21 protein-coding genes and 2 pseudogenes are annotated in these 23,837 nt (G+C 71.8%); 9 read left to right on the top strand and 14 right to left on the bottom strand.

Going from position 1 to position 23,837, the window contains the following annotated elements:
- Positions 1–29: 29 nt before the first annotated feature.
- Both ACFV7R_RS31645 and ACFV7R_RS31640 read right to left on the bottom strand, forming a co-directional pair.
- Positions 30–208: pseudogene (locus tag ACFV7R_RS31645) on the bottom strand (RNA polymerase sigma factor); the annotation flags it as partial.
- Between the two features lie 397 nt (positions 209–605).
- Positions 606–1,010 (bottom strand): annotated as a pseudogene (locus ACFV7R_RS31640) (MarR family winged helix-turn-helix transcriptional regulator); the annotation flags it as partial.
- Positions 1,011–1,188: 178 nt separating this feature from the next.
- Between ACFV7R_RS31640 and ACFV7R_RS31635 the strand changes: the two are divergent.
- Positions 1,189–1,629 (top strand): SPW repeat protein, encoded by a 441-nt coding sequence (locus tag ACFV7R_RS31635; RefSeq protein WP_385269561.1) that lies wholly within the window; start codon positions 1,189–1,191, stop codon positions 1,627–1,629.
- 69 nt (positions 1,630–1,698) lie between these two features.
- On the opposite strand, the gene ACFV7R_RS31630 is transcribed toward ACFV7R_RS31635, so the two are convergent.
- Positions 1,699–2,466 carry an ArsR/SmtB family transcription factor gene (locus tag ACFV7R_RS31630; RefSeq protein WP_385269559.1) on the bottom strand — a complete coding sequence of 256 codons (768 nt, stop codon included), beginning with the start codon at positions 2,464–2,466 and terminating at the stop codon, positions 1,699–1,701.
- Between the two features lie 253 nt (positions 2,467–2,719).
- Here ACFV7R_RS31630 and ACFV7R_RS31625 point away from each other — a divergent pair, with 253 nt between their 5' ends.
- Positions 2,720–2,983, top strand: coding sequence for a GlsB/YeaQ/YmgE family stress response membrane protein (locus ACFV7R_RS31625; protein ID WP_385269557.1), 264 nt, complete (start codon positions 2,720–2,722; stop codon positions 2,981–2,983).
- 6 nt (positions 2,984–2,989) lie between these two features.
- On the opposite strand, the gene ACFV7R_RS31620 is transcribed toward ACFV7R_RS31625, so the two are convergent.
- Positions 2,990–4,663: a hypothetical protein gene (locus tag ACFV7R_RS31620; protein WP_385269555.1), complete on the bottom strand. Its 1,674-nt coding sequence runs from the start codon at positions 4,661–4,663 to the stop codon at positions 2,990–2,992.
- Positions 4,664–4,980: 317 nt separating this feature from the next.
- Between ACFV7R_RS31620 and ACFV7R_RS31615 the strand changes: the two genes are divergently transcribed.
- Positions 4,981–5,457 carry a nucleoside deaminase gene (locus tag ACFV7R_RS31615; protein WP_385269711.1) on the top strand — a complete coding sequence of 159 codons (477 nt, stop codon included), beginning with the start codon at positions 4,981–4,983 and terminating at the stop codon, positions 5,455–5,457.
- A gap of 73 nt (positions 5,458–5,530) precedes the next feature.
- Here the strand turns inward: ACFV7R_RS31615 and ACFV7R_RS31610 are convergent, their stop codons facing one another.
- Entirely contained in the window at positions 5,531–6,190 is a 660-nt protein-coding gene (locus ACFV7R_RS31610) for a chaplin (protein ID WP_385269553.1), read from the bottom strand.
- 291 nt (positions 6,191–6,481) lie between these two features.
- Between ACFV7R_RS31610 and ACFV7R_RS31605 the strand changes: the two genes are divergently transcribed.
- From ACFV7R_RS31605 to ACFV7R_RS31590, 4 genes are all read left to right on the top strand, one after another.
- A complete protein-coding gene (locus ACFV7R_RS31605) occupies positions 6,482–8,104 on the top strand; it encodes an alpha/beta hydrolase (protein WP_385269551.1) in 1,623 nt (540 codons plus the stop codon).
- 65 nt (positions 8,105–8,169) lie between these two features.
- Positions 8,170–9,264, top strand: coding sequence for a chemotaxis protein (locus ACFV7R_RS31600; protein WP_385269549.1), 1,095 nt, complete (start codon positions 8,170–8,172; stop codon positions 9,262–9,264).
- 61 nt (positions 9,265–9,325) lie between these two features.
- Positions 9,326–10,351 carry a Gfo/Idh/MocA family protein gene (locus tag ACFV7R_RS31595; RefSeq protein WP_385269547.1) on the top strand — a complete coding sequence of 342 codons (1,026 nt, stop codon included), beginning with the start codon at positions 9,326–9,328 and terminating at the stop codon, positions 10,349–10,351.
- A gap of 278 nt (positions 10,352–10,629) precedes the next feature.
- On the top strand, positions 10,630–12,057 hold the full coding sequence (locus tag ACFV7R_RS31590; protein ID WP_385269545.1) for a PP2C family protein-serine/threonine phosphatase: 1,428 nt from the start codon (positions 10,630–10,632) through the stop codon (positions 12,055–12,057).
- A gap of 11 nt (positions 12,058–12,068) precedes the next feature.
- Here ACFV7R_RS31590 and ACFV7R_RS31585 read toward each other — a convergent pair whose 3' ends face one another.
- Entirely contained in the window at positions 12,069–13,577 is a 1,509-nt protein-coding gene (locus tag ACFV7R_RS31585) for a hypothetical protein (protein ID WP_385269543.1), read from the bottom strand.
- 245 nt (positions 13,578–13,822) lie between these two features.
- On the opposite strand from ACFV7R_RS31585, the gene ACFV7R_RS31580 reads away from it, so the two are divergent.
- Positions 13,823–15,004 (top strand): aminoglycoside phosphotransferase family protein, encoded by a 1,182-nt coding sequence (locus tag ACFV7R_RS31580; protein WP_385269541.1) that lies wholly within the window; start codon positions 13,823–13,825, stop codon positions 15,002–15,004.
- 256 nt (positions 15,005–15,260) lie between these two features.
- Positions 15,261–17,234: an N-acetylmuramoyl-L-alanine amidase gene (locus tag ACFV7R_RS31575; protein ID WP_385269539.1), complete on the top strand. Its 1,974-nt coding sequence runs from the start codon at positions 15,261–15,263 to the stop codon at positions 17,232–17,234.
- A 4-nt stretch (positions 17,235–17,238) separates the two neighbouring features.
- On the opposite strand, the gene ACFV7R_RS31570 is transcribed toward ACFV7R_RS31575, so the two are convergent.
- The 8 genes from ACFV7R_RS31570 to ACFV7R_RS31535 form a co-directional block, all read right to left on the bottom strand.
- The gene (locus tag ACFV7R_RS31570; RefSeq protein WP_129797715.1) at positions 17,239–17,736 is read right to left on the bottom strand and encodes a hypothetical protein; all 498 of its coding nucleotides are present in this window, start codon (positions 17,734–17,736) and stop codon (positions 17,239–17,241) included.
- 70 nt (positions 17,737–17,806) lie between these two features.
- The gene (locus ACFV7R_RS31565; RefSeq protein ID WP_385269537.1) at positions 17,807–18,406 is read right to left on the bottom strand and encodes a CGNR zinc finger domain-containing protein; all 600 of its coding nucleotides are present in this window, start codon (positions 18,404–18,406) and stop codon (positions 17,807–17,809) included.
- Positions 18,407–18,482: 76 nt separating this feature from the next.
- Entirely contained in the window at positions 18,483–19,388 is a 906-nt protein-coding gene (locus ACFV7R_RS31560) for a universal stress protein (protein WP_385269535.1), read from the bottom strand.
- 147 nt (positions 19,389–19,535) lie between these two features.
- Positions 19,536–19,778: a DUF397 domain-containing protein gene (locus tag ACFV7R_RS31555; RefSeq protein WP_129797712.1), complete on the bottom strand. Its 243-nt coding sequence runs from the start codon at positions 19,776–19,778 to the stop codon at positions 19,536–19,538.
- Positions 19,779–19,860: 82 nt separating this feature from the next.
- Positions 19,861–21,027: a thiolase domain-containing protein gene (locus ACFV7R_RS31550; protein WP_385269533.1), complete on the bottom strand. Its 1,167-nt coding sequence runs from the start codon at positions 21,025–21,027 to the stop codon at positions 19,861–19,863.
- A complete protein-coding gene (locus ACFV7R_RS31545; protein ID WP_385269531.1) occupies positions 21,024–22,073 on the bottom strand; it encodes a thiolase domain-containing protein in 1,050 nt (349 codons plus the stop codon). Before ACFV7R_RS31545 ends, ACFV7R_RS31550 begins: the two co-directional genes overlap by 4 nt.
- A complete protein-coding gene (locus ACFV7R_RS31540; RefSeq protein ID WP_385269529.1) occupies positions 22,070–23,011 on the bottom strand; it encodes a Zn-ribbon domain-containing OB-fold protein in 942 nt (313 codons plus the stop codon). Before ACFV7R_RS31540 ends, ACFV7R_RS31545 begins: the two co-directional genes overlap by 4 nt.
- A 13-nt stretch (positions 23,012–23,024) precedes the next feature.
- Positions 23,025–23,825 carry a crotonase/enoyl-CoA hydratase family protein gene (locus ACFV7R_RS31535; RefSeq protein WP_385269527.1) on the bottom strand — a complete coding sequence of 267 codons (801 nt, stop codon included), beginning with the start codon at positions 23,823–23,825 and terminating at the stop codon, positions 23,025–23,027.
- Between the last annotated feature and the right edge of the window lie 12 nt (positions 23,826–23,837).

Below are 23,837 nucleotides of genomic sequence, written 5' to 3'. Positions count from 1 at the left end.
GAGCGCGTCCACCAGGTCGAGGCCTCTCGCGCCTCGAGGGAGGTCGGCGTCGCGGGGCACCCGGTACGGGATCAGGCGTCCCGGATCTTCTCCTTGGCGCGGACCGAGCGCTGTGCCATCGTCGGCTCGGGCACCAGGAAGGCCCGGGCGCGATCCGGGTCGTGAAGAGCTCACCGAGGAGCCACAGGGTGAGGGCGACCTGCGGCTGGGTCGCGACGGAAGACTGCCAGGCGCTGCACGGGGCAGAGCGGAACGTTGCAGGAGGTGAGCGGTCTCACTGGGCGACCGGGAGCGTTCAGTTCTCCTCGCCGACCGGCACCACCACGAGGAACGCGTCCGACTTCAGGTCCATCACGACCGTCGCGGGCTCACCCTCGGCGCGCAGCGCCGCCGCGTACTCCTCGGCCGGCCACGATCCGCGCGGAGCCCCCGCCGGAAACCGCTCCAACACCTTCGCGCCCATAGCGGCAGGCACCTCCCAATTGGTTCATCCGGTTGTTCATCGTGAAGTTCTTGAAGGAACAACTCCCGTACGGTTCGCCTGCCCCGGATCCGCGCGCCCATGTGCAGACGGGCGGACTCCACGCCACCGGCTGTCGACGAGGCGTCGCCTCGGCGAGCGGGCGCAGGTAGGACCGGGCATGCGAGCGGGCGTCGGCTGCGTAGTGCAGATGGACCACTCGGCGGTCGCTGCTGTGCCTGACCCGGCGAATGTGCCCGGCCCGCTCCAGCCGCTCCACGCACGCGCTGACGGCACCTGAGGTGAGCCCGAGCTGTCTGCGCAGCCGCCCGGGGGTCATCGGCTCGTCGGCGTCCAGGATCGCCGCCAGCGCCTGGACGTCGGTGGAGTGCAGGCCGTTGTCGCCCGCGAAGTGGTGGACCAGACGGTTGATCTCGATGCTCATCCGCCGCAGCTGCACGGCGATGGCGTGCGGGTCGATGCGCGCGGGGCCTGACGGCGGCTTCCGTGGTAGCGCCGCCTGCCGCTGCCGGTCGTGTGTTGTGGTCACAAGATCAGCGTATGGATATCTCCGGATCCGGCATCCGGGCCGCCGCCAAGCGGGGCAGCCGGGGCGGCCCTCTGACCTCTACACATAAAGGCTGAATAAGCGCAAAATAAACCTACGCGGCGCTTACCGCATACCGCACCAGACGCGGTCAGGCCTGCACAGTCAAAGGAGACGAGTCATGGCCAACGTCTCGCCCACCAGAGGTGACATAACCAGCCACCCTGATGCATCCGAAATGCGGGCACGGTACGCCCGTATGCTCGGCGGTCGTGATGTGGCGCTCGTGGACGGACCGGTGTTCCTGCTCGGTCTGTACTGCGCCGCATCCCCGTGGATACTCCACTTCACCACCAGCCAGCCCGCGCTCGTGACCCACAATCTGATCGTCGGGATCGCGATCGCCCTGCTGGCTCTCGGGTTCACCAGGGCCCCCGAACGCATGTACGGCCTCAGCTGGGCCATGTGCGCGCTGGGCGTATGGATGATCATCTCGCCGTGGATCGTCGGCGAGAGCCCGGACGCCGGCGTCGTGTCGAGCAACGTCGTCATCGGGGCCCTGGCCGTGATCCTGGGACTCGTGTGCGCCGGTACGGCGGCGAGGAGCGCCCCCAGGCCGTAGACAACGTCGGGAAGGGAGAAACGGAACGGCCGGTTCGCGGCGTGGCGGACCGGCCGTTCCCCCGTCCGCTCAGCGGTTCGGCACCAGCCACGGCTCCTCGGGCAGCGGGCTGCCGGTCTCCAGGAGGGACTTGAGGTTGGACAGCACGGCCGCCCAGCCGGACGCCGCGTCGGCGCGTTCACCCTCGTCGGCGAGGTTCTCGTGGGTGACGGTCAGCCGGACGATGTCGCCGTGCGGCTGGATGTCGAAGGTGACGCGGGAGTGTTTGTCCGCGTCGGATTCGTCCTCGGGCGCGGCCCAGGTGGTGACCAGGCGGGTCGGACGCTTGCTCTCGGTGACGGTGCCGACCACGTCGGCGATGCCGGAGCCGTCCGTACGGACGTGCTCCCAGCGTGATCCCGGCTGCCAGTCGGAGACGTTGCTGTGGCCCCAGTAGGCGGCGGTGAGGTCGGCGTCCGTGAGCGCGTCCCAGACCTTCTCGGGCGTGCTCGCGATGTACGTGACGTACACGAACGTGGGCTTGTCGGTCATGGCTTCCTCGGCTCGTCGCTTCACGGCACCGAGCGCGCTGAGGCGCGGGCGCTCGAACTTGTCGATCCACCGCTCCTGAATCTCGTGGAGCGGGACCGGGTTGAGGTAGTGCAGCTTCTCCCGCCCCCGCCGCACCGTGCTGACCAGGTTGGCGGCCTCCAGGACGGCCAGATGCTGCGTCACCGACTGGCGTGCCATGTCGATGCACTCGCAGAGCTCTCCCAGCGTCTGCCCGTTCCGCTCGTGCAGCCGGTCCAGCAGCCGTCTGCGGGTGTCGTCGGCCAACGCCTTGAAGACCCTGTCCATCCCCGAGTCGCCCTCTGATCGCACACTCAACGTTATGCAGGCAATTACCTGCACGTCAATGCCGGACGGTCACCGCAGCAGCGCCGCCAGTTCACCGCCATGACGCCCGATCGTCATGAGACAGACGGCAAAGCAATCGCGGCCACCGGCCGGCGGCGGGGCCTCGAGCCTCAGCGCGGTGCGAACGGAGCGGAGTGGCTTCGTCTCCAGCGGGCACATGGAGAGCAGCGGGGTCCCGACCAGAGGGGCGGAGATGGAGATCTCGAGCATCATCAGTGCCGTCGTCATCGGCATCATCATCGGTGTGCTGGGGCGGCTCGTCGTACCAGGCCGCCAGCGCATAGGAATCCTGTGGACGCTCCTCGTCGGCATCGCTGCCGCACTCGTCGGCACGGCGATCGCCAGCGCCCTCGACGTCGCCGACACCGACGGCGTCGACTGGGTCGAGTGGCTCATCCAGATCGGCCTCGCCGCACTGGGTGTCGCCGCACTGGACCGGGCACGGGCACGTCGCTGACCGTTCCTAGCATTGTTGGCCGGTGTTGGCCGAATCAACCCGTTCCGGGCCACGTGTGAGGTGTATGGCGCCGGGTGCACCCCGAACGGTCCTGGGTGCAGGGAACAGCACGAGCTGGTCACTTCGGCTCCGGCAGGTCTTGCCGCTCCCGTGGGGCGTGCCTGTGGTCCTGGGTGGGCTCGTGGTCCCACGCGGCCTGGGCACGGGTACGGTCTGGCCGGTAGCTCTCCGCTGTCCGATCCTCCGGTCGGAAGCGGTCACACCTGGCCGACGCCGGACCCGTTGTCCCAGGCCGCGTCTGCCAATCGCCACCGCGGCTGCATGATGCCGGGTGACGGTGATCTTCGATTGCTCGTCGAGGGGGCCTCGCCAGTGCGCGTCTCCCCAGCGGGAGGTATAGGCCGGGTCCACGGCGACCACGACCAGTCCCTGGTGGTAGGCCATGCCGCGCAGCCGTTCCCGGAACCTCGCGGTCGGGATACCCGCCACCGTGCGGCGGAAGGCCTTGCCGCGCCTGCCGCGGCCCATCGTCTCCCGGCCCGTCTGCCGGACGTCGGTGAAGCCCAGGTTCTCGATCGCGATCCCGGTACAGCCGTGTGTCCTGGCCAACCCGATCAGCGAGGTGACCGCGGCCCGCAGTCTGCCGTCACGCCGGGACGCGTCACCAGTCAACTCCAGCGGCACGGTGACGGGTTCGCCGACCGGGTTGCCGTGCGGGTCGAGCACGTACGCTGCGAGATGGTCGGCGTTCAGGTCGACCGCGAGCAGACGCCGTCCGGACGCCCGGATCTCCTGCGGCGACGGCAGAATGGCCTTCGCTGCCGACCACGAGGCGTCGAGGTACCAGCGGCCGCGTACGGGGTCGCGCACGATGTCGTAGCGGACGGCCTGATTCGCGCAGGCGCGGTCCAGCCACTCCTCCCTGCGGTGGTGGAAGGCGACGGTGCAGGCCAGCCGGTAGCGGCCGCGTGGTGCGTTCGCGAGATGCCTGAGCGGTTCAGGCAGCACGATCGTCACGCTGCCGTCCGCCGGATCCACCGTGATGGTGTAGTTCCCGTGCGGGGCACCGGACTCGCCGTCCGCAGTGAGGAACAGCCGGGCCGCATCCCACCGCTTGCGCCAGTCCTCGGCGGTGAGCCGGCCATCCGCCAGGTTGTGCCGCATCGTCGCCAGACGGCGCCCGCCCACGACTACGGACGGCCGTCCCTCGGCGATGTGCTGCTCGACCACGGCAAGACGGGCTTGGAGTGCTTGCAGGCGGCGCTGCTTCTGGAAGCGTTCACCCCGGTCCTTATAGCCGCGCACCCGGCCCGTACGCTGCCCGCACGGCACCGCGAGGCGACGGGCGATCTTCCCGATGGCCCGGCGCAGCCCGGCACGCTCGTCGTACAGGCAACGCATGCTGAGCTGGTACTGGTCCTCGCCGGCACGGGTCATCGCCCCCGCCCAGCGCGACGACGACACCGCCGTCAGCCTCTTCTTCCGCTCGGCGCGCCGGTTGTCCTTCACCGGCACCAGGCCGATCGCAACGCGCTCAGCGAGATCCGCCCGCTGATGACGGCCGAGGTGCTGCCCGACCAGGGTAAGGACCTTCTCGTCCACGACATCGACATGCAGCCGGTCCCGGATCCGGGCACCCGAGGGTGCGGCCACGGTGAACGGGGGCGCGATCGTACGCAACGCATGGTTCCTCCCGCGCTGACGAGCCACTGGCCTCCCTCCTCTCCCCGGGTCGCCACGAACTCGGTTGCCATCACCGGTCATGCGTTCCCAGGACACGCAGGATCCCGGCAACCGGCCCCGTTCACCCTGACGGGGGACACGTCGGCCAGCCATGGCCAACAACCGAACCATCAGTTGCCGACCCGGAGGAGGCTCATCCCTGACCCGGACCACGGGTGCGGACGCCGGCGGTCGGGTCCCGCGGGCGAACGTAGGCTGCAAGCCGGCGATCATGTCGGCATGATGGCCGTATGCCGGAAGGAGGGCCGCACGTCATGGTGGAGGACGCCGAGCTGCCGTATCTGCGTCGCTGTGTGGAGCTGGCGACGGAGGCGCTCGAAGCCGGGGACGAGCCGTTCGGGTCGGTGCTGGTCGGCGCGGACGGCGCCGTGCTCGCCGAGGACCACAACCGGGTGGCCTCCGGTGACCGCACCCGCCACCCGGAGTTCGAGCTGGCGCGCTGGGCCGCGGCCCATATGACGCCGGAGCAGCGGGCGGCCGCGACCGTGTACACGTCCGGCGAGCACTGCCCGATGTGCGCGGCCGCCCACGCCTGGGTGGGCCTCGGCCGCATCGTGTACGTGGCGTCCTCGCAGCAACTCTCCGCCTGGCTGGCCGAGTTGGGCGTGCCGGCGCCGCCGGTACGGACACTGCCGGTGAACGAGGTCGCGCCCGGTGTGCTGGTGGACGGCCCGGTACCGGAACTGGCCGACGAGGTGCAGGCGCTGCACCGGCGGTTCCATCGGCGCTGAGCATCGCGCCGGTCCGTGAGCCGGCGTTGCGTCTGCGGACTCACGGACCGGGCAGGGGACGAGAACGCCCCGGTCAGCGCCCCCCTTGGACGCGGGAGCGCCGATACAGCACCGCCCCGCCCAGGACCAGTGCCGCGGCTCCGACGGCGGCGGGCAGGGTTGCGTCCGCTCCCGTCTCGGCGAGAGCCGTGGTGGGCGGTGGGGAGTACGGCGCCGGCTTCGGTGCCGGGTTCGCCTTGGGCGGGGTGGACGGCCTCGGCTCGGGCGCCGGGCGGGCCGGGCGGTCACCGGGCGTGTTCACGGACTCGTTGCCGACGGCCGAGTTGCCGACACCGACGACGTTCACGGAGTTGCCGCTGACGTTGACCGGGAGGTCGACCGGCAGTTGTACGCCGTTGCCGGAGAGCACTCCCGGCGAATCGTTTGCGCTGCTCTCTGCGGTCGCACCGCCACTCGCTGTTCCCCCGCGCGCCGGGCGCTCCTCGTCCGCGCCGTCGTCGTTGGCGCAGCGGTTGCCCGCGGCGGGGTTGAGGAGGCCCACCACGTTCACCGTGTTCCCGCACACGTTCACCGGCACGTGCACCGGGGCCTGAACGGTGTTGCCGGAGATCAGGCCGGACGAGCCGGCCGCGGCGCCGTGCGCCCCGGAGTCGGCGTACGCCGGCAACGTCACGGCCATCGCGCCCGAGGCGGCGGCGACGGCGATCACACCGTTTCGGGTAACCCGTCTCATAGGTTCCCTGCCTTCCAGACTTGGTCGCGGGCGCTCGCCCGCATCGGATAAAACGCAGGCGAACCATCCGAGTTATGGCTTATCTGCCTTTCACCCCATCGAGTGGCAGGTTTGTCGAACTAGCAGTAAAGCCGTCCGAAGCCTCCGTCGCCTCCGGCCTGGAACCGAGGCGGCGCAGGGTACGGCCCTCCGGCCGGGCCCGCTCGCCCGGAGGCGTGGCCTCCGGCATCCGCCTATCGTGAGCGAGGGTGCCGTACACCCGTCCGCAACGGGGCGCCCCTGGAGGCATCGATGCTGGCCAAGCTGTCACCGCGGCACACGGTCCGGCGCTGGACGCTCGCCGGCACGGTCGGCCTGGCGCTGCTGGGCGCCGGGCTGCCGGCGACGACTGCCGAGGACCGCCCCCAGCCCGACCTGACCCGGTTCTACCGCCAGAAGATCACCTGGACGGCGTGCGACGGCGCGGAGACGCCCACGGACCTGCAGTGCGGGAAGGTCACCGTGCCCCTCGACTACGCGCGCCCCGGCAGGGGAACACTCGAACTGGCCCTGGCCCGCTACCGGGCGACCGGGGACAAGCGCGGCTCGGTGGTGCTGAACTTCGGCGGTCCGGGCGGCGCGGGCGTCACCGAACTCGCCTACAGTGGCGACGACTTCATGGGCCTGAGCGACGGCTACGACGTGGTGAGCTTCGACCCGCGCGGCGTCGGCCGGTCCTCCCCGGTCAGCTGCGGCGACGGCTCGTACGAGGACTCCGCCGTCCTGCAGGAGACCGACGCGGCGCTGCGTGATCCGCAGTCCGTGCTCCGGCAGTTGAAGAAGACGGCCGGCGAGTGTGTCAAGCACTCCGGGCCCGTCCTCCCGTACATAGGCACGGTGAACGCCTCGCGGGACCTGGACGTCATACGCGAGGCGCTCGGCGACAGCAAGCTCAACTACCTGGGTTTCTCCTACGGAACCCGCCTGGGCGCGGTGTATGCGGCGCAGTTCCCCGACAAGGTGGGGCGGCTGGCGCTGGACGGGGTGGACACGCTGACCGAACCGCTGACCCAGCAGGGTGTGGCGGGTGCCAAGGGTCAGCAGACCGCACTGGAGGACTTCCTCGACTGGTGCGTGCAGGACATCGCCTGCCCGTTCGGACAGGACCCGCGCGGCGCACGGGAGGACGTCGAGCGACTCGTCCGCTCCATGGACGAGGATCCCGTACCGAGCGCGTTCAGCGGCGAGTTCACCGGCCAGGACCTGGTGGTCGCCATCAGTCAGGGGCTGTACAGCAGGAACCTGTGGCCGTCGCTGGAGCGTGCCCTCGCCTCACTGGTCGAGGACGGCGAAACGCACGGTGTCGAGGCCTTCGCCACCGGCGGCTTCGCTCCTCCCGGCAGTCCGGAGCCGCGGCCGAAGACCACGCCGGCCGGCGACGGCGGCCTGGCCGACGAGGAGGACGTCCCCCTCGACAATCTCCCGGCGGCGCTCATGGCGATCAACTGCGCGGACGATCCCGATCGCCCCACGGCCCGGCAGATCACCAGAGAGCTCGGCCGGCTGCGCGCCGCGTACGAGGAGGCGTCCCCGGTCTTCGGCCGGCACCGGCTCACCCAGGTGCTCATGTGCTACGGCCGCCCCAAGGGCACCGACTTCATCCGCGACGAGGTCAAGGACGTCGACACGGCCAGGATGCTGCTCATCGGCACGCGCGGCGACCCGGCGACGCCGTACCGCTGGACCACGCAGACGGCGAAGCGGCTGGGCCCGTCGGCCGTGGTGCTCGACAACAAGGGCGAGGGCCACACCGGGTATGCGTCGTCCACCTGCGTGCAGCGCAAGGTCGATGCCTTCCTGCTGTACGGCTCCCTGCCGGCGAGCGGCAGCTCCTGCGGCCCCGAGAGCCCCGAGTCCCCCGAGGACGGCGCATGAGGGCCGCACGGCGCGACGTACTCACACCAAATGCCCGATACGTGAATCGGTCCTATGGTTCTGTCATGGAGCACGCACTCAGTCCCACGACCCTCGCCGAGCTGCGCCGCCCGCGCCCCTACCCGGCGGTGTCCGTGCTGACGCCGACGCACCGGCGCGAGCCCTACCACGAGCAGGACCGGGTCCGGCTGCGCAATGTGGTGGCCGAGGCCAAGAAGCAGCTGGAGTCCGATCCCGCGGTCACCCGGGAGCGGCGCGCCGATGTCGTGGCGCAGCTCGACCAGGCCCTCACGGAGGTCGACCTGATGTATGCCGACGACGGCCTGGTGATCTACGCCGCGCCGGGTGAGCACCAGGTGTGGTCGCTCACTCGCACCGTGCCCGAACGCGTGGTGCTCTCGGACACCTTCCTCACGCGCAACCTGGTCTCCGCACAGGCCTCCGAGCGGCCGTTCTGGGTGCTGTCGGTCTCGGCCGACCGCGCCACCCTCTGGAACGGCGGCGCCGGCCGCGTCACCGAGGAGCGCACCGGCGGCTTTCCGCTGACCAGGCGCGCCGACAACTTCGATCCCGAGCGGATGGAGCAGATCGGCGACATGCCGAGCACGTACCGCGACGAGGGCACCCGCCACTTCCTGCGCGATGTCGACACGGCGATGGGCTCGGTGCTGCGCGAGAGCTCGCGCCCGCTGTACGTGACCGGTGAGCAGGCCGCCCTGTCCTGTCTGGACGAGGTGGGCGACGTCGCCAGGCGCGCGGTGCACGTCCCGCACGGCGGCCTCACGCACGCCACCCCGGACGCCGTCTGGCAGGCCGTGCGGCCGGTGGTCGATGCCGAGGCCCTGCGGACGGTCGAGGCCGTGACCAAGGAACTCGTGGCGGCCCGTGGGCGCAAGGAGTTCGCGGCCGGTGTCGACGAGGTCTGGCAGAACGCCCGGCAGGCCCGGGTGCGGCTGCTGGCCGTCGAGGAGAATTTCCGGGTGACCGTGCGCGACGACGGCGCCCACCTGGTTCCCGCGTCGAGCGACGACCTCGACGCCCGCGAGGACATCGTGGACGAGATCGTCGAGCAGTGCCTGGAGACCGGCGCCGAGGTCCGCTTCGTCCCCGACGGCGCGCTGGGCGACGCGAACGGGATCGCCGGCGTGCTGCGCTACTGACGGCATCCGCGCGCCGCCCCTTACGCTACGCCGGGACAGCCGGCGACGAGGGAGTGCGCACGTGGGTGACCTGCTGGGCGTGGCGGTACTGGGCGCGGGACGCATGGGAGCCGACCACATACGGCGGCTCGACCGGGTGGTGAGCGGCGCCAGGGTCGCCGCTGTGGCCGATCCCGACATCGCCCGGGCCGAGGAGGCGGCGGCCGGAATCGACGGGGTCTCGGTGCACGCGGAGGCGGAGGCCGCCCTGGACGCCCCCGGCGTCGCAGCCGTGCTGATCGCCTCCCCCGACCCGGCGCACGAGGAGGCCCTGCTCGCGGCCTGTGCGCGCGGGCTTCCGGTGCTGTGCGAGAAGCCTCTGGTGCCCGACTCCGCGGGCGCGCTGCGCGTACTGGAGGCGGAGGCGCGGCTCGGGCGGCGGCTGACGCAGACCGGGTTCATGCGGCGCTACGACACCGAGTACCGACAGCTCAAGTCCCTTCTGGACGGTGGCCGGCTGGGGCGTCCGCTGATGCTGCACTGCACCCACCGCAACGTCTCCTCGCCGCCGGGCTTCACCAGCGCGATGCTGGTCAGCAGCTCCGTCTCGCACGAGATCGACGCGGCACGCTGGCTGCTCGGGCAGGAGGTGACGGCCGTGACCGTGCTGCGCCCCAGGTCCTCCGCACATGCCCCGGCCGGCCTGCTCGATCCGCAGTTCGTGCTCTTCGAGACCTCGGCCGGCGCCCTGGTCGACGTGGAGGTCTTCGTCAACTGCGGCTTCGGCTACCAGGTGCGCTGCGAGGCCGTGTGCGAGGCGGGCAGCGCCCGGATCGGCGACGGGCACACCATGGTCGTCACGGCGGAGGGCGGCACCCGCGAGGAGGTGCCGCAGGACTACCTGGTGCGGTTCGCGGACGCCTATGACCGTGAGGTGCAGGCCTGGGTCGACGCCACCCGGCAGGGCCGGGTCACCGGCCCCGGCGCCTGGGACGGTTACGTCGCCTCAGCGGTCGCCGAGGTCGGCGTCCGGGCGCTGGAGAGCGGGCACCGCACGACGGTCGAGCTCGCCCCGCGCCCGGAGCTGTACGCGGGCGTCGGCCGGTAGGCTCACCCGCCTCGAACACATGCGCACCGAACGTGCGAATGACCGCGACAGGAAACGTCGGACGGCCCGTCAAGTCACGTACGTGGTCTACGACTTGCTCATGCGGCGGCGTACGCCTCACCTACGCCGGAACCACTCCGTGAAGACTGTGGCATATGCCGGAAGCACCACCGTATCGTGTGTTGCCAAATCCCTTACAGGGCGTCGCGGGCTGTGCAACAGTCATAACGGTCCCTCCGTCAGCCTTGGTCGTACCGTCCCCCTCATCGGAGTGCGTCATGCCGTCCCATCTCTCTGCGGACCGCCCAGCCGCCCAGCCGCCAGGACGCGGCCCGGTCGACACGCTGATATCGCAGACGCGGCGGCTCAAGGGCGACGTGAACGCCGTACGGCGGGAGGCGCAGAGCGACGGATCGGACCCGCAGGACCGCTGGCAGCGCGCTCTCTACGACCTCGCCCTGCACCAACTCAACGACCTCGACGAGCACTTGGCACAGCTGCGGGACGGCCCCCCGCCCCCGACCGCCGAACCGGCCGCCACGGAGCCGCCCGCCGCCCCGCGGCGCGGCTCGCTGCTCAGCCGGGTCGGCAGTGCGGAGTGGAATCTGCTGACCGACGAAGCCAGTTGGTCCTCAGAGCTGTACGAGATCCTCGGCCGCGACCCCGCCGCTCCCCCGCTCACTCTCGACGAGCTGCCCTCGCTGGTGCTCGACGCGGACCGGCCCAAGCTGACGGCGATGGTCACGGACTGTCTGGTCGACGCCCAGCGCATCGACGGCGAGTTCCAGATCGTGCGCCCGGACGGCGAGGTCCGGACCGTGCACATGATGGGCGAGCCCGTGCTCGACACTGACGGCAGCACCGCCTCGATGTGGGCCGTACTGCGGGACGTCAGCGAACTGCGCCGCAGCCAGCAGGCGGTCAGCGAGACCCGTGACTCGCTGCAACGCCACCGGCACCGCGCACAGACCGAGCACCGGCTTGCGGTCGAGTTGCAGGAGGCCGTGCTACCGCCGTGGCGCGGCACCCTGCGGCTCCCGCACCAGGGCCCACGAAGCCTGGACCTGGCCGCCCGCTATCTGCCGTCGTCCACCAGCGCGCTGGTGGGCGGTGACTGGTACGACGCACTCGAACTGCCGGGCGGCGAGACGCTGCTGAGCGTCGGCGACCTCACCGGACACGGAGTCACCGTGACCTCGGGCATGGCGATGCTGCTCGGCGCGCTGCGCGGCATGGCGATGGCGGGCACCCGCCCGGGCCAGTTGATGGCCTGGCTCAACCAGCTGCTGGACACCACCGTCCAGCCGGCCCTGGGCAGCGCCGTCTGCTGCCGCTACCGCCCCGAGACCCGCACCCTGGTCTGGGCGCAGGCAGGACACCCCGCCCCGCTGCTGTTCCGCAACGGGACGGGGCGCAGGCTGAACACGCCGGACGGCGTCCTGCTCGGCGCAACCTCGGGTGCCACCTACGGCGAGGCCGAGGAGACCCTCGAGGCGGGCGACCTGATCGTGCTGCACACCGACGGGCTGGCGCCCGGGCGAGAGGAGTCGCCCGGCACGGCCGCCGTGCACCGCCTCCTCGACCTGGCCCCGCGCTTCGCCGAGGCGCACACCGCGCAGGACTGCGTACGGACGGTCGTGGAGGAGTTCGGTGAGTCGGAGCGCGAGGACGACGCCTGCGTGCTCATCGCCAGGGTTACGTCATAACGACCACCGGACTACACCTGTGAGCTGTTGCCGCCCTTGCCCTTCGTCTTGGGCAGCGCCAGTTTGATCTCCTCCCGCAGTTCCTGGATCTTCGGGTAGCCGGCGTACTCGGCGGTGAGCCGGTACATCTGGCGCAACCGGTCCCAGGTGCGGTGGGAGGAGTTCGATCCCATCGACACCAGGGCGAGGCGTGCGTACCGGTCCGCCTGTTCGGGGTCGTCCGCGATGAAGCAGGCGGAGGCCATGGACAGGAAGTCGAAGATCTTCGAGCGCTGCCGCCCGTCGATCCTCAGGGCGAGGGCCTTCTCCGCGAAGTGCTGGGCGTGCACGGCCGCGCCCGGCTCGAACTCGGCCAGCGTGCGGTAGGCCAGGGCCTGCATGCCGTACAGGTCCTCCTCCTTGAACGTCTGCATCCAGCTCGGCGGTGGCACATCGCCCTTGTCGGCGACGAAGAGGTCCTCCGCCTGCCCCAGGGTGCGGCGCATGGCCTGCCCCTTGCCCATCGACGCCTGTGCCCAGGCCTCGATGGTGTGGAGCATCGCCTGCGTGCGGGGCAGCACCTGTTCGCCGGAGCCGGACTTGGCCAGCTTCATCAGGTCGAGCGCGTCGTCGGGCCGGCCCAGGTGCACCATCTGGCGGGCCGCTCGGGAGAGCGCCTCGCCGGCCCTGGGCCGGTCGCCGCCCTCTCGCGCGGCATGGGCGGCGATGACGAAGTACTTCTGGGCCGTGGGCTCCAGGCCGACGTCGTGCGACATCCAGCCCGCGAGGACGGCGAGGTTGGCGGCGACACCCCACAGGCGCCGCTGCAGATGGGGTGGGTGACGGTAGGCGAGCATGCCGCCCACCTCGTTGAGCTGGCCCACGACCGCCTTGCGTTGCAGCCCGCCGCCGCGGGCCGCGTCCCAGGCACGGAACACCTCGACCGAGCGCTCCAGTTCCTCGATCTCCTGGGACCCGATGGGGGCGGCCTCATAGCGGTCGGACCCGACGGGGTCGGCGTGCAGGGGGTCGGCGTGCAAGGGGTTGTCGAGGTGGGGAGCGTCGGCGGTCAGGGCCGGATCGGTGTGCAGCCACTCGTACATGGCGCTGCTGAGTGCGGATCCCGCGGCGAGCGCGGCACCCGCGCCCACCAAGCCGCGTCGGTTGAGCATGAGGTCCATTCCCGTGAATTCGGTGAGGACCGCGGCGGTCCGTTCGGGCGCCCACGGCACACCGTCGGGATGTTCCACACTCCCGCCGTCCTGCCGTTTCCCCGTACGCCCGTGCCGGACCAGACCGAGGTCCTCAATGGTCACGACACGGCCGAGACGCTCGGTGAACAGGGCCGCCAGCACCCGCGGCACGGGATCGCGCGGGATCTCTCCCATGTCGATCCACCGCCGCACCCGCGAGGTGTCGGTCGCCAGCTGGGGGTGGCCCATGGCCGCCGCCTGCTTGTTGACCAGCCTCGCGAGCTCTCCCTTGGACCAGCCGGCCAGGCCGAACAGGTCCGCAAGGCGGGTGTTGGGTTCTCCGCTCACATCAAGCCCCCAGGTTCTCGGCTGAGTTGACAGTAGCCCGGGGAGAGTTGCCGGGCGACTATTCGCCAGGGTTCGCCAGGGCACGCCAGATGGTGTGCCACTGCACATCGGGTGTCAGGTAGGAACGCGCCACCCCGACCCGGTCGCCTTCTAGATACGGCTGGTGCATTCCCCAGGGTGCACCCGGGCATCCGGGTCGGGTGGCGCAATGACGTCGCAGGCACACGAAGGGATCTGTCTCGCCCATGTACGCAGCATCGTCCTCCGTGTCCGCCCCGCCCCGGCCGCTGTACCCGCGCCCCCCGGCTCCCGCCTCCCCCAGGCCGGTTGAGGCGCCCCTGTCGGGCGGCGGCGGCCCCTACCTCGCCCCGGCGCGCCCGTCGGCCCCCGCGCTCGGTGCCGGCCGGTCGCGGCGCCCGGCAGGACTCGGCACCCAACCGCTCAGCGGGAGACTCGACCTGTCCGGCCCTCAGGGCGCCCAGCTGCGTACGGCGATCGCCTCGGTGCACCGGATCTGCCCGGAGTTCGCGCCGGTGCAGGTGCTGCGGCGCAGCGGACGATCGGTGCTGGTGGTCGGCACGACAGGACGCAGTACGGCCGTCGCCAAGTGTTTACTGGACCACTCCCCGGCCTGGGCCGAGCGGATCCGGCACGAGATAGCGGCCTACCGCTCGTTCGTCCGGCACCGCCCACCGGTGCGGGTGCCGCGGCTGATCGCGGCGGACCCGGACAACTGCACGCTGGTGATCGAGCGGATGCCGGGACGGGCGGCGGCACTCCAGCGGCACCCGGTGGAGGCGCCACCGCGCGCCGACATCCGGGCGGCGCTGGGCGCGATCTGCCGGCTGAACGCCTGGCGCCCCCCGGCCGGGACGTTCGACGCTCCGCTGGACTACGCGGCCCGTATCTCCCGGTACCACGAGCTGGGTCTGCTCACCGACCGGGACATGGGTGACCTGCAGAAGCTGCTGCACGGCATCGCGCTCGCCGCGGGCCGGCAGGGCATGGGGCAGTTCTGCCACGGCGACGCGCTGCTGTCGAACATCCTGCTCTCCCCCGCGGGTCCGGTGCTGGTGGACTGGGAGCACGCGGGCTGGTATCTGCCGGGCTACGACCTGGCCGTCCTGTGGTCGGTGCTCGGCGACGCGCCGGTGGCACGGCGGCACATCAGCCAGATCGCCCAGTCCGCGGGCCCCGCCTCACGGGACGCGTTCCTGGTGAACCTGATGCTCGTACTGACCCGTGAGATCCGTACGTACGAGACGGCCGTGCAGCGTTCGATGCACGACGCGACCCCGGCGGCACCGGGAGCGGCCCCACCGGGTGCTGCGCCGTCCGGCGAGGAGCAGCGGCTGCTGCTGCGGCGGCTGCACGACGACTGCCAGCTGGCCCGGCGGGCCGTGCGCGCGGCCGTCGGCACTCGCTGACGGGGATGACGGACCGCGGTGTGTTCCGCAGACAGCGGCGCACCGCGGTCGTCGTCATGCCGGGATCAGGACCATTGGTGTACGCCACTGACGCCCCGCAGGCCCGCCCGCCCCCGCCGCGAAACTCCTCGCGCCCCGCCCTGACATGGGAAATCGCCTCGTGGGCAGCATGATTGACGGATCGTCCGAGAGCCGGTACCACTGACACGCCCGGCCCCGCACGGCTCATCGCGCCCGACCGTCACAGGAGGCTGCTTTGCGAGGATCCGCCACCGACCCCACCCGAGCCGCCGGGCCGAGACGCGTACGCCGGGCCGTCGGCGCCGTGGCCTCGGCAGCGCTGCTGCTGCCGCTGCTCGGCGCAGCCCCGTCCGAAGCCGGGTCGGCCGGCCGGCTGCAGCAGGCGTTCGCCGCGGCGGCCGCCGAGTACGACGTGCCGCAGAGCGTGCTGCTCGGCGTCTCCTACCTCCAGTCCCGTTGGGACGGACACGGCGGTGCGGCGAGCGTGACCGGCGGCTACGGTCCGATGCATCTCACCGACGCCCGCACGGCCCTCGCCACGGCGCCCCCGCATCACAGCGAGGGCACCGAGGATCCGCGCGGCGACAGCGCCCGCCCGCCGCTGCTCCCCGACACGGAGCTGCCTCAGGACTCCGAACTCCCGGCCCGACTGCGGACGTTGACCAGGGCGGCGGAGCTGACCGGTATGAGCGCCGAGGAGTTGCGCACCGACCCCGCGGCGAATGTGGCGGGCGGGGCCGCACTGCTCGCCGCCGCGCAGCGGGAGCTGGGCGAGCCGCTGAGCGAGGATCCGGCTCAGTGGTACGGGGCGGTGGCCCGTTTCTCGGGCGCGGACGACACCGCGACGGCGGCGGCGTACGCGGGCGACGTGTACGACGTCATCCGCACCGGCGGGGAACGCCTCACCGACTCCGGACAGCGCATCTCCCTGGCCGCGCAGCCGGACCTCGCCCCGGACACCGGGCAGTTGAGCCGGACGGGCCTGCGCCGGGCCGCCGCGGAGGGCACCGAGTGCCCGGCGACCGTGTCCTGTGAGTGGATCCCGGCGCCTTACGAGGAGTTCGGGGAGGGCGACTACGGCAACCACGACCTGGGTGAGCGACCGGCGTCGCAGAGCATCGAGTACATCGTCGTGCACGACACGGAGGGCGCCTGGGAGGGTGTCCTCGACCTGGTGCAGGATCCCACCTATGTCTCCTGGCAGTACTCCCTGCGCTCCACGGACGGCCACATCGCCCAGCACGTCAAGGCGAAGGACGTGGCGTGGCACGCGGGCAACTGGTACGTCAACGCCAAGTCGATCGGCCTAGAACACGAGGGCTTCCTCGCCTCGCCGGACGCCTGGTACACGGAGGCGATGTACCGCTCGTCGGCCCGCCTGGTGAGGTACCTCGCCAGGAAGTACGGCATTCCGCTGGACCGGCAGCACATCCTCGGCCACGACAACGTGCCCGGCCCGACCACGTCGACGGTCCCGGGCATGCACACCGACCCGGGCCCCTACTGGGACTGGCGGCACTACTTCACACTGCTCGGCCGCCCCTTCGGCCCCACCGCCGGGGCAGGCAGCGGCATGGTGACGATCCTTCCGGACTACGCCTCGAACCGGCCCGCGTTCACGGGCTGCGCGTCCGCGGGCACACCGTGCGCGGTGCACGGTTCGAGCGCGGTACGGCTCTACTCGGGGCCCGGCGAGGACTACCCCCTCATCAAGGACATCGGTCTGCGCCCGGGCGGCGGGGACTCGACGATCGGCGTCAACGACATCGGATCACGGGTCTCCACCGGCCAGCAGTATGCGGTGGCGGGCCGCGAGGGCGACTGGACGGCGATCTGGTATCTGGGCCAGAAGGCCTGGTTCAAGAACCCGAAGAAGGCCCCGACGGCAGTGCCCGCGAAGGGTCTCGTCGTCACGCCCAGGGACGGCCTGGAGAGTGTTCCGGTGTACGGCCGCGCCTACCCGGAGGCGGCCGCCTACCCGGCGGGAGTGCCCGCCCAGGCGGTGTCCCCGTTGTCGTACCGGCTGCTCGAGGGCCAGAAGTACGTCGCCGGTGACAAGGTGCCCGGCGAGTACTACTACGCGGTCACCTTCGCGACCGACGCGCACCAGGTCGTGGTGGGCGAGGACCTGTACTACGAGATCCAGTTCGGCCACCGGGTGGCGTTCGTGCGGGCGGCTGACGTGACGGTGTCGTCGGCGACGTCGTAGAGCCTCAGCCCTGCTGGAACAGCTCCGCGGGCAGCGGCTTCAGCAGGGCGTACAGGTCGTCGGTGATGGGGCGGTCCCAGGCGGCGATGGTGACCAGGACGTTGTCGCTGCGGTCGAACTGCACGCAGGAGATCCGGCTCTCGGAGAGCTTCAGACGGCGCACGATGAGGAGGTTGTCGCCCTGCATCACCGGCACGTCCTCGGTGCCGACGACGGTCACCTCCTCGTCGTTCTCCAGGGCCAGCAGCAGCTGGGCCACCTCGAAGGGGATCTGCCCCTCGGCGATCTCGCGGGCCGGGGAGCCCTCCGGCAGATTGCCGATGATCATCGCGGGGCCGCGGCCGCCGAACAGGTCGTAGCGCAGGAACACGCCCTGGCAGGTGCCGTCGGGGGCGGGCAGCAGGCCCGCGCCCAGATTGCCGGGCCAGTCGCCCGGGTCCATGGCCAGCACGTCGAAGTCGGGCCCTGCGGGGGTGGCGCTGCGGCGGCGGAGGAAGGACATGCCGCCATGGTACGTGCCCGCAGGTCGTCGGCGTCGGGTGGGCGGCCGCACGTGCGGCGTTCGGGCAGGCCTACGCGGGCTTCCGGTGCCGTTCGTGGTGTCGGGCGACGCGGGCGCGGTTTCCGCAGGACGGTGTGCACCATTCCTGGCGTGGGTGCTCCTTGAGGAAGTAGCGCACACAGCGCGGCGCATGGCAGGCGCGCAGCCGCTGCCGGTCGGGGCTCGCGAGGAAGGCGACGGCGGCCTGTGCGAGCACCGCGGTGAGCTCCGCGTCGCCGTGCACGGCCTGCCGGTGCAGGGCGGGGCCGGCGTCGTCCGGCCAGTGCAGGACGGGGACGGTGGGCGTGCGGGCGGCCGCGGCGTTGAGGCGGGCGAGGGCTTCGGGCACGGGCAGCAGGCGGGCCGCGTCGGCCGGGCTGGGCTCGGCGGGGCGCACGGCGCGGGCGAAGAGGGCGCGGACGGCGGCGCGCAGCTCGCGGACGGCGGTCAGGGCCTCGGCGTCGGCGGTGTAGACGGTGGCATCGGGGACGGTGTCGGGGTGCGCGCGCACCCACGTGGTGAGGCCCGCCGGGTCGGTGAGGTCGTCGGCGACGCCGCCGTGTCCGTCGTGCCGGACGGTCAGGGCGAGATCCAGGGCGATCCGGGCGTCCCTGCTGAGCGAGTCCTGCATGATGCTAATGATACGTGCGCGCACAACCATTAACGAACGGGAGTGAGTGAGGGTTGGGGGACGCGCGGGGGCCGGGTCATTCCTCCGGCGGTGCCGGGGGCACCACGGCCACGGGGCTCGCCGCGTGCAGGAGTACGGCGTGCGTGACCGAGCCCATCATGCGGGCGGGCGCGAGCAGCCGGCGGCGGTGCCGGCCCACGACGACCAGCTCGGCGTCCTTCGAGTTGGCGACGAGGTGGCCGGCCGCGTCGCCCGGGACCACGTACGGTTCGGCCCGGACCCCCGGGTGGCGCCCGCGGTGCGGGGCGAGGAAGCCCTCCGCGAGGGCCCGCGTCTCGTTCTCGACGGCGTCCTGGTCGATCCCGGTCGGGACCAGCTCACCGACGGCTCCCGCCCACAGCTGTACCGGCCACGGGTAGGCGGCGATCACCTGGAGGCGGGCGTCGCGCAGGGCGGCCTCGGTGAAGGCGAAGGTGAGAGCGGCGTCGTCGGGTCCGTCCACGTTGAGACCGACGACCACCCGGGGTCCCGGCTCCTGCGGCGGCGCGTCGTCGACCTCGCGGCCGGGCCGGGGCACCACGACGACCGGACACTCGGCGTCGCGGGCGGCGGCCAGGCCGTTGGAGCCGAGCAGCAGCCGGGCGAAGCCGCCGCGGCCCCGGGAGCCGAGCACCATCAGCTGGGCTTCGGCGCCCAGTCCGGGCAGTACCGCACTGGGGGTGCCCTCCGGACCGCGGTACTCCACGACCGGCCCGTCGGTGCGCCCGGCCAGGTGCGCACGGGCCCGGGCGAGCACCGGGTCGTCCTCCGGCTCCGGCAGCCGGGCGACCTCGACACCGGCGGGTACCCGTACGGCGTACTGCCGCACATGGACCACCCGCAGGGGTACCGCACGTCTGCGGGCGGCGTCGAGAGCCCAGTCCAGGGCCCGCAGACTGTCGTCCGAACCGTCGAACGCCGCGATGACCGGCAGGGTGCTCATGGGGTCCTCACCTCCGGACGGCGACCCACCATCTCTTCCAGGGCCAGCCTCGCTCAGGCGTGGCCCCGGGTGGGTTCACCGGATCGCGTGTCCGGAAAACACGGGCGGAACACCCCCGGTTCGGCCCGTCCACGTGGCTGCCCGGGTTCAGGTCAGGTCGAACTCGCCTTCCCGTGCCCCCGACACGAACGCACCCCACTCGGCGGGGGTGAAGATGAGGGAGGGGCTCTCCGGGCGGTCGCTGTTGCGCATGGCGATGAAACCCTCGACGAAAGCGATCTGGACATCCCCCAGGCCGCGGCTGCTGGACTGCCATTCGGCCTTGCTCAGGTCCAGTTCCGGCTTGTCCCAGCCCATGAGCGGCTTCTGCTGGGTGGTGGTCTCGGCCACGTCCGTGCTCCTCCCGACTCGTCGTCCGCGGCCAGCCTAGCGATCGGTTCCCATGGCCAACAGGCCACGTGAGGGGGACCTTTCAGGAGGGCGGGGGCGCGGAGCCCACGAGCCACATGGAGAAGAACTGGGAGCCGCCTCCGTAGGCGTGCCCGAGCACCCTGCGGGCGCCGTCCACCTGGTGCTCGCCCGCCTGTCCGCGCACCTGGAGCGCGGCCTCGGCGAAGCGGATCATGCCGGAGGCGCCGATCGGGTTGGTGGACAGCACGCCGCCCGACATGTTGACGGGCAGGTCCCCGTCGAGTTCGGTCACCCCGGACTCGGTGAGCTTCCAGCCCTCGCCCTCGGCTGCGAAGCCGAGGTTCTCCAGCCACATCGGCTCGTACCAGGAGAACGGCACGTACATCTCGACGGCGTCGATGTCCCGGCGCGGGTCGGCGATCCCCGCCTGCCGGTACACGTCGGCGGCGCAGTCCCGCCCGGCCCGCGGCGACACGAAGTCCTTGCCGGCGAACAGGGTCGGTTCGCTGCGCATCGCCCCGCCCAGCATCCAGGCGGGCGGCCGGGGCGCGCGGGCCGCGCCGGCCCGGTCGGTCAGGACCATGGCGCAGGCACCGTCGGAGGAGGGGCAGGTCTCGGAGTAGCGGATCGGGTCCCAGAGCATGGGCGAGGCCTGGACCTTCTCCAGGGTGATGTCGTGCTCGTGGAGGTGGGCGTAGGGGTTCTTCAGGGCATTGCGCCGGTCCTTGTAGGCGACCAGCGAGCCGACGGTGTCGGGCGCGCCGCTGCGTCGCATGTACGCACGCACGTGGGGGGCGAAGAAGCCGCCCGCACCGGCGAGCAGCGGCTGCTGGAAGGGGATCGGCAGGGACAGGCCCCACATGGCGTTGGACTCGGACTGCTTCTCGAAGGCGAGCGTGAGGACGGTGCCGTGCACGCGCGCCGCGACCAGGTTCGCCGCGACGAGTGCGGTGGACCCGCCGACCGATCCGGCCGTGTGCACGCGCAGCATCGGCTTGCCCACCGCACCGAGCGCGTCGGCGAGGTACAGCTCCGGCATCATGACGCCCTCGAAGAAGTCGGGCGCCTTGCCGATGACGACGGCGTCGATGTCGGCCCACGTCAACTCGGCGTCGGCCAGGGCACGTCGGGCGGCCTCGCGGACCAGGCCCGCGATCGACACGTCCCGGCGGGCGGCGACGTGCTTGGTCTGGCCGATCCCGACGACGGCCACAGGCTCCTTGCTCATCGTGGATCCCCTTCGAGTACGGCGACCAGGTTCTGTTGCAGACAGGGACCGGACGTGGCGTGGGCGAGGGCCCGGTCGGACGCACCGCGGTGGACACGGGCGGCCGCCTCGCCGATGCGGATGAGCCCGGCGGCCATGACCGGGTTGGCGGCGAGCGGGCCGCCGGACGGGTTGACGCGCACCGTGTCGTCGAGCCGCAGCGCCTTGCGCAGGACGATCTCCTGCGCGGTGAACGGCGCGTGCAGCTCGGCCGTGTCGACCGGCCGGTCGAAGGCGCCGGCCCGCTCGGCCGCCAGGCGGGTGGAGGGCGAGTCGGTCAGGTCGCGCACACCGAGTGCGTGTGCCTCGATGCGGTGGTCGATGCCGCGGATCCAGGCGGGCCGTGCGCACAGCGCGCGGGCCCGCTCCCCGGCGGCGAGGATCACGGCGGCGGCGCCGTCGCCGACGGGCGGGCAGTCGCCGGTGCGCAGGGGCCGTACGAGGTAGTCCCCGTGCGGCACCGAACCTCTCAGCTGGGCATGGGGGTTGTCCTGACCGGCCGCCCGGCTGCGGGCGGCGACGGCCGCGAGCGCGGGTTCGTCGGTCTCGCCGGCGTCGATGAGGGCCTGCGCCTGGAGGGCGGCGAGAGCCACGGAGTCGGGCCACAGGGGCGCGACGTAGTACGGGTCGAGCTGGCGGGTGAGCACGTCGCGCACCGAGCCGGGTGAGGACTTGCCGTACGCGTACACGAGGGCGGTGTCCGCCTCGCCGGTGAGCAGCGTGGTCCACGCCTCGTACAGCGCCCAGGCCCCGTCCGTCTCGACGTGCGACTCGGAGATCGGCGGCCAGGCGCCCACCCCGTCCAGGGCGAGGGTGAAGGAGAAGGCACGGCCGGCCAGGTAGTCGCTGGAACCGGAGCAGGTGAAACCGATGTCGGCGGTCTGCAGGCCGGTGCGGTCGAGCACCTCGTGCAGGACCGGCATGAGCATCTCCACCTCGGAGAGCTCGTCGCTGGTGCGCCGGTGGTCGGTCTGCGCGAAGGCGACGACGGCGATGTCCCGGGTCACAGCAACTCCTTGTACGTGTCGTAGTCCGCGTCGGGTTCGCCGGTGGGCCGGTAGTGGTCGGGGTAGCGGGACCCTTGCGTCCACACGGGTTCGACGCGCAGTCCCATGCGCACCCGGTCGTAGGGGATGCCGCCGATACGGCCGTGCAGGGCGAGATCGGCGCCGTCCAGGGCGATGTGGGCGTAGACGTACGGCACTTCGATGTCGAGGTTCTTCGCCTTGATGTTGACGATGCAGAACGTGGTGACGGTGCCGCGCGGGCCGACCTCGACCTGTTCGGCGGTGGCGACGCCGCAGGTGGGGCAGGCGCCGCGGGGCGGCACGTACACCTTGCGGCAGGCGGGGCAGCGTTCGCCGACGGTGCGGTGCCCGGACAGCGCGTCGATGTACGCGGACTGGGCGCGGCCGGGGCTGTAGGTGTAGTCGAGGCGGGCGGGGGCGACGATGCCGGTGACGGCGTGGTCGAAGTGGCCGTCGTGACCGGTGAGCCGGGGTGCTGCACCGTCGTACGGCTCGAAGCAGGCGATGTCGGTGATGGCGCCGGTGCGTTCCTCGGCCCAGCGGATGCGGACGCGCATGCCGGTGCGGACCGTGTCGGGGCCGGGGGCGTCGAGGGCGTGCAGGAGGGCGGTGTCGGCGCCGTCGAGGCGGACCAGGGCCCAGGCGAAGGGGGTGTCGAGGGGCTGGCCGCGGCGCGGGGCGTGGTTCCAGGCCCAGGTGGTGACCGTGCCCGTCGGGGCGACCTCGACGAGGTCGCGCAGCTCCTCGGCGGTGACGGGGTCGTACTCGACGGGCGGGACGAGGGTGCGTGCGTCGGAGGTGCGGACGCCGAGGACGACGCGTTCGCGCAGACCGGTCAGGAAGGCGCTCTGGACGGGGCCGAGGGAGCGGGTGAAAGGGAACTCGAGGACCAGGGGGGCTTTGAGGACTTCGGGCACGGTGACTCCCTCGTCAGGCGCGTTTGTAGACGGGTGGCCGCTTCTCCGCGAAGGCGCGGGCGCCTTCCTTGGCGTCGGCGGTGTCGAAGACCGGCCAGCCGCGGGCGAGTTCCGCGGCGAGGCCGTCCGCCTCGGTCATCTCGGCCGTCTCGTACACCGACGCCTTGACGGCCTCGACGGCGAGGGGCCCGCACGCGTTGATCCGTTCGGCGATCTCCAGGGCCTTGCCGAGCGCCGTGCCGTCGGGGACGACCTGCCCGATCAGGCCGATGTCCGCGGCCTCCCGGGCGCTGTACGGGCGTCCGGTGAGCAGCATCTCCAGGGCGTGGGTGCGTGGGATCTGGCGTTGCAGCCGGACCGTGGAGCCGCCGATCGGGAACAGCCCGCGCCGGACCTCGAACAGGCCGAAGGTCGCCGACTCGCCCGCGACCCGGATGTCGGTGCCCTGGAGAATCTCGGTGCCGCCCGCGACACAGTGGCCCTCGACGGCGGCGATCACGGGTTTGCGGGGGCGGTGGTGCCGCAGCATCGCCTTCCAGTGCAGGTCGGGGTCGGCCTTGAGCCGGTCCCGGTACTGCTGACCCGCCATGCCCTTCCCGGCCAGGGCCTTGAGGTCCATGCCCGCGCAGAACGCGCCGCCCGCTCCGGTCAGCACGATCGAGCGGATCGTCTCGTCCTCGTCGGCCTCGACCCAGCCGTCGTACAGGCCGACGAGCATCGGAAGCGAGAGCGCGTTCTTGGCGTCGGGCCGGTTGAGCGTGAGCACCAGCGTGGCGCCTTCGCGCTGCACGGTGAGGTGTTCGGTGCCACCCATGGGTGTCCTCCG

This window comes from Streptomyces sp. NPDC059866 (genome assembly GCF_042731325.1).
Lineage (GTDB): Bacteria > Actinomycetota > Actinomycetes > Streptomycetales > Streptomycetaceae > Streptomyces > Streptomyces flavusporus.
The sequence above is the reverse complement of the archived record's forward strand: the minus strand, read 5'-3'. Positions and strand labels throughout refer to the sequence as shown.

Coding starts and splice junctions, on each gene's coding strand:
- ACFV7R_RS31600 (WP_385269549.1), top strand. CDS start 8,170: ATGGAGCACGCACTCAGTCCCACGACCCTCGCCGAGCTGCGCCGCCCG.
- ACFV7R_RS31560 (WP_385269535.1), bottom strand. CDS start 19,388: ATGAGCACCCTGCCGGTCATCGCGGCGTTCGACGGTTCGGACGACAGT.
- ACFV7R_RS31590 (WP_385269545.1), top strand. CDS start 10,630: ATGCCGTCCCATCTCTCTGCGGACCGCCCAGCCGCCCAGCCGCCAGGA.
- ACFV7R_RS31570 (WP_129797715.1), bottom strand. CDS start 17,736: ATGTCCTTCCTCCGCCGCCGCAGCGCCACCCCCGCAGGGCCCGACTTC.
- ACFV7R_RS31535 (WP_385269527.1), bottom strand. CDS start 23,825: ATGGGTGGCACCGAACACCTCACCGTGCAGCGCGAAGGCGCCACGCTG.
- ACFV7R_RS31580 (WP_385269541.1), top strand. CDS start 13,823: ATGTACGCAGCATCGTCCTCCGTGTCCGCCCCGCCCCGGCCGCTGTAC.
- ACFV7R_RS31610 (WP_385269553.1), bottom strand. CDS start 6,190: ATGAGACGGGTTACCCGAAACGGTGTGATCGCCGTCGCCGCCGCCTCG.
- ACFV7R_RS31635 (WP_385269561.1), top strand. CDS start 1,189: ATGGCCAACGTCTCGCCCACCAGAGGTGACATAACCAGCCACCCTGAT.
- ACFV7R_RS31605 (WP_385269551.1), top strand. CDS start 6,482: ATGCTGGCCAAGCTGTCACCGCGGCACACGGTCCGGCGCTGGACGCTC.
- ACFV7R_RS31630 (WP_385269559.1), bottom strand. CDS start 2,466: ATGGACAGGGTCTTCAAGGCGTTGGCCGACGACACCCGCAGACGGCTG.
- ACFV7R_RS31625 (WP_385269557.1), top strand. CDS start 2,720: ATGGAGATCTCGAGCATCATCAGTGCCGTCGTCATCGGCATCATCATC.
- ACFV7R_RS31550 (WP_385269533.1), bottom strand. CDS start 21,027: ATGAGCAAGGAGCCTGTGGCCGTCGTCGGGATCGGCCAGACCAAGCAC.
- ACFV7R_RS31565 (WP_385269537.1), bottom strand. CDS start 18,406: ATGCAGGACTCGCTCAGCAGGGACGCCCGGATCGCCCTGGATCTCGCC.
- ACFV7R_RS31615 (WP_385269711.1), top strand. CDS start 4,981: ATGGTGGAGGACGCCGAGCTGCCGTATCTGCGTCGCTGTGTGGAGCTG.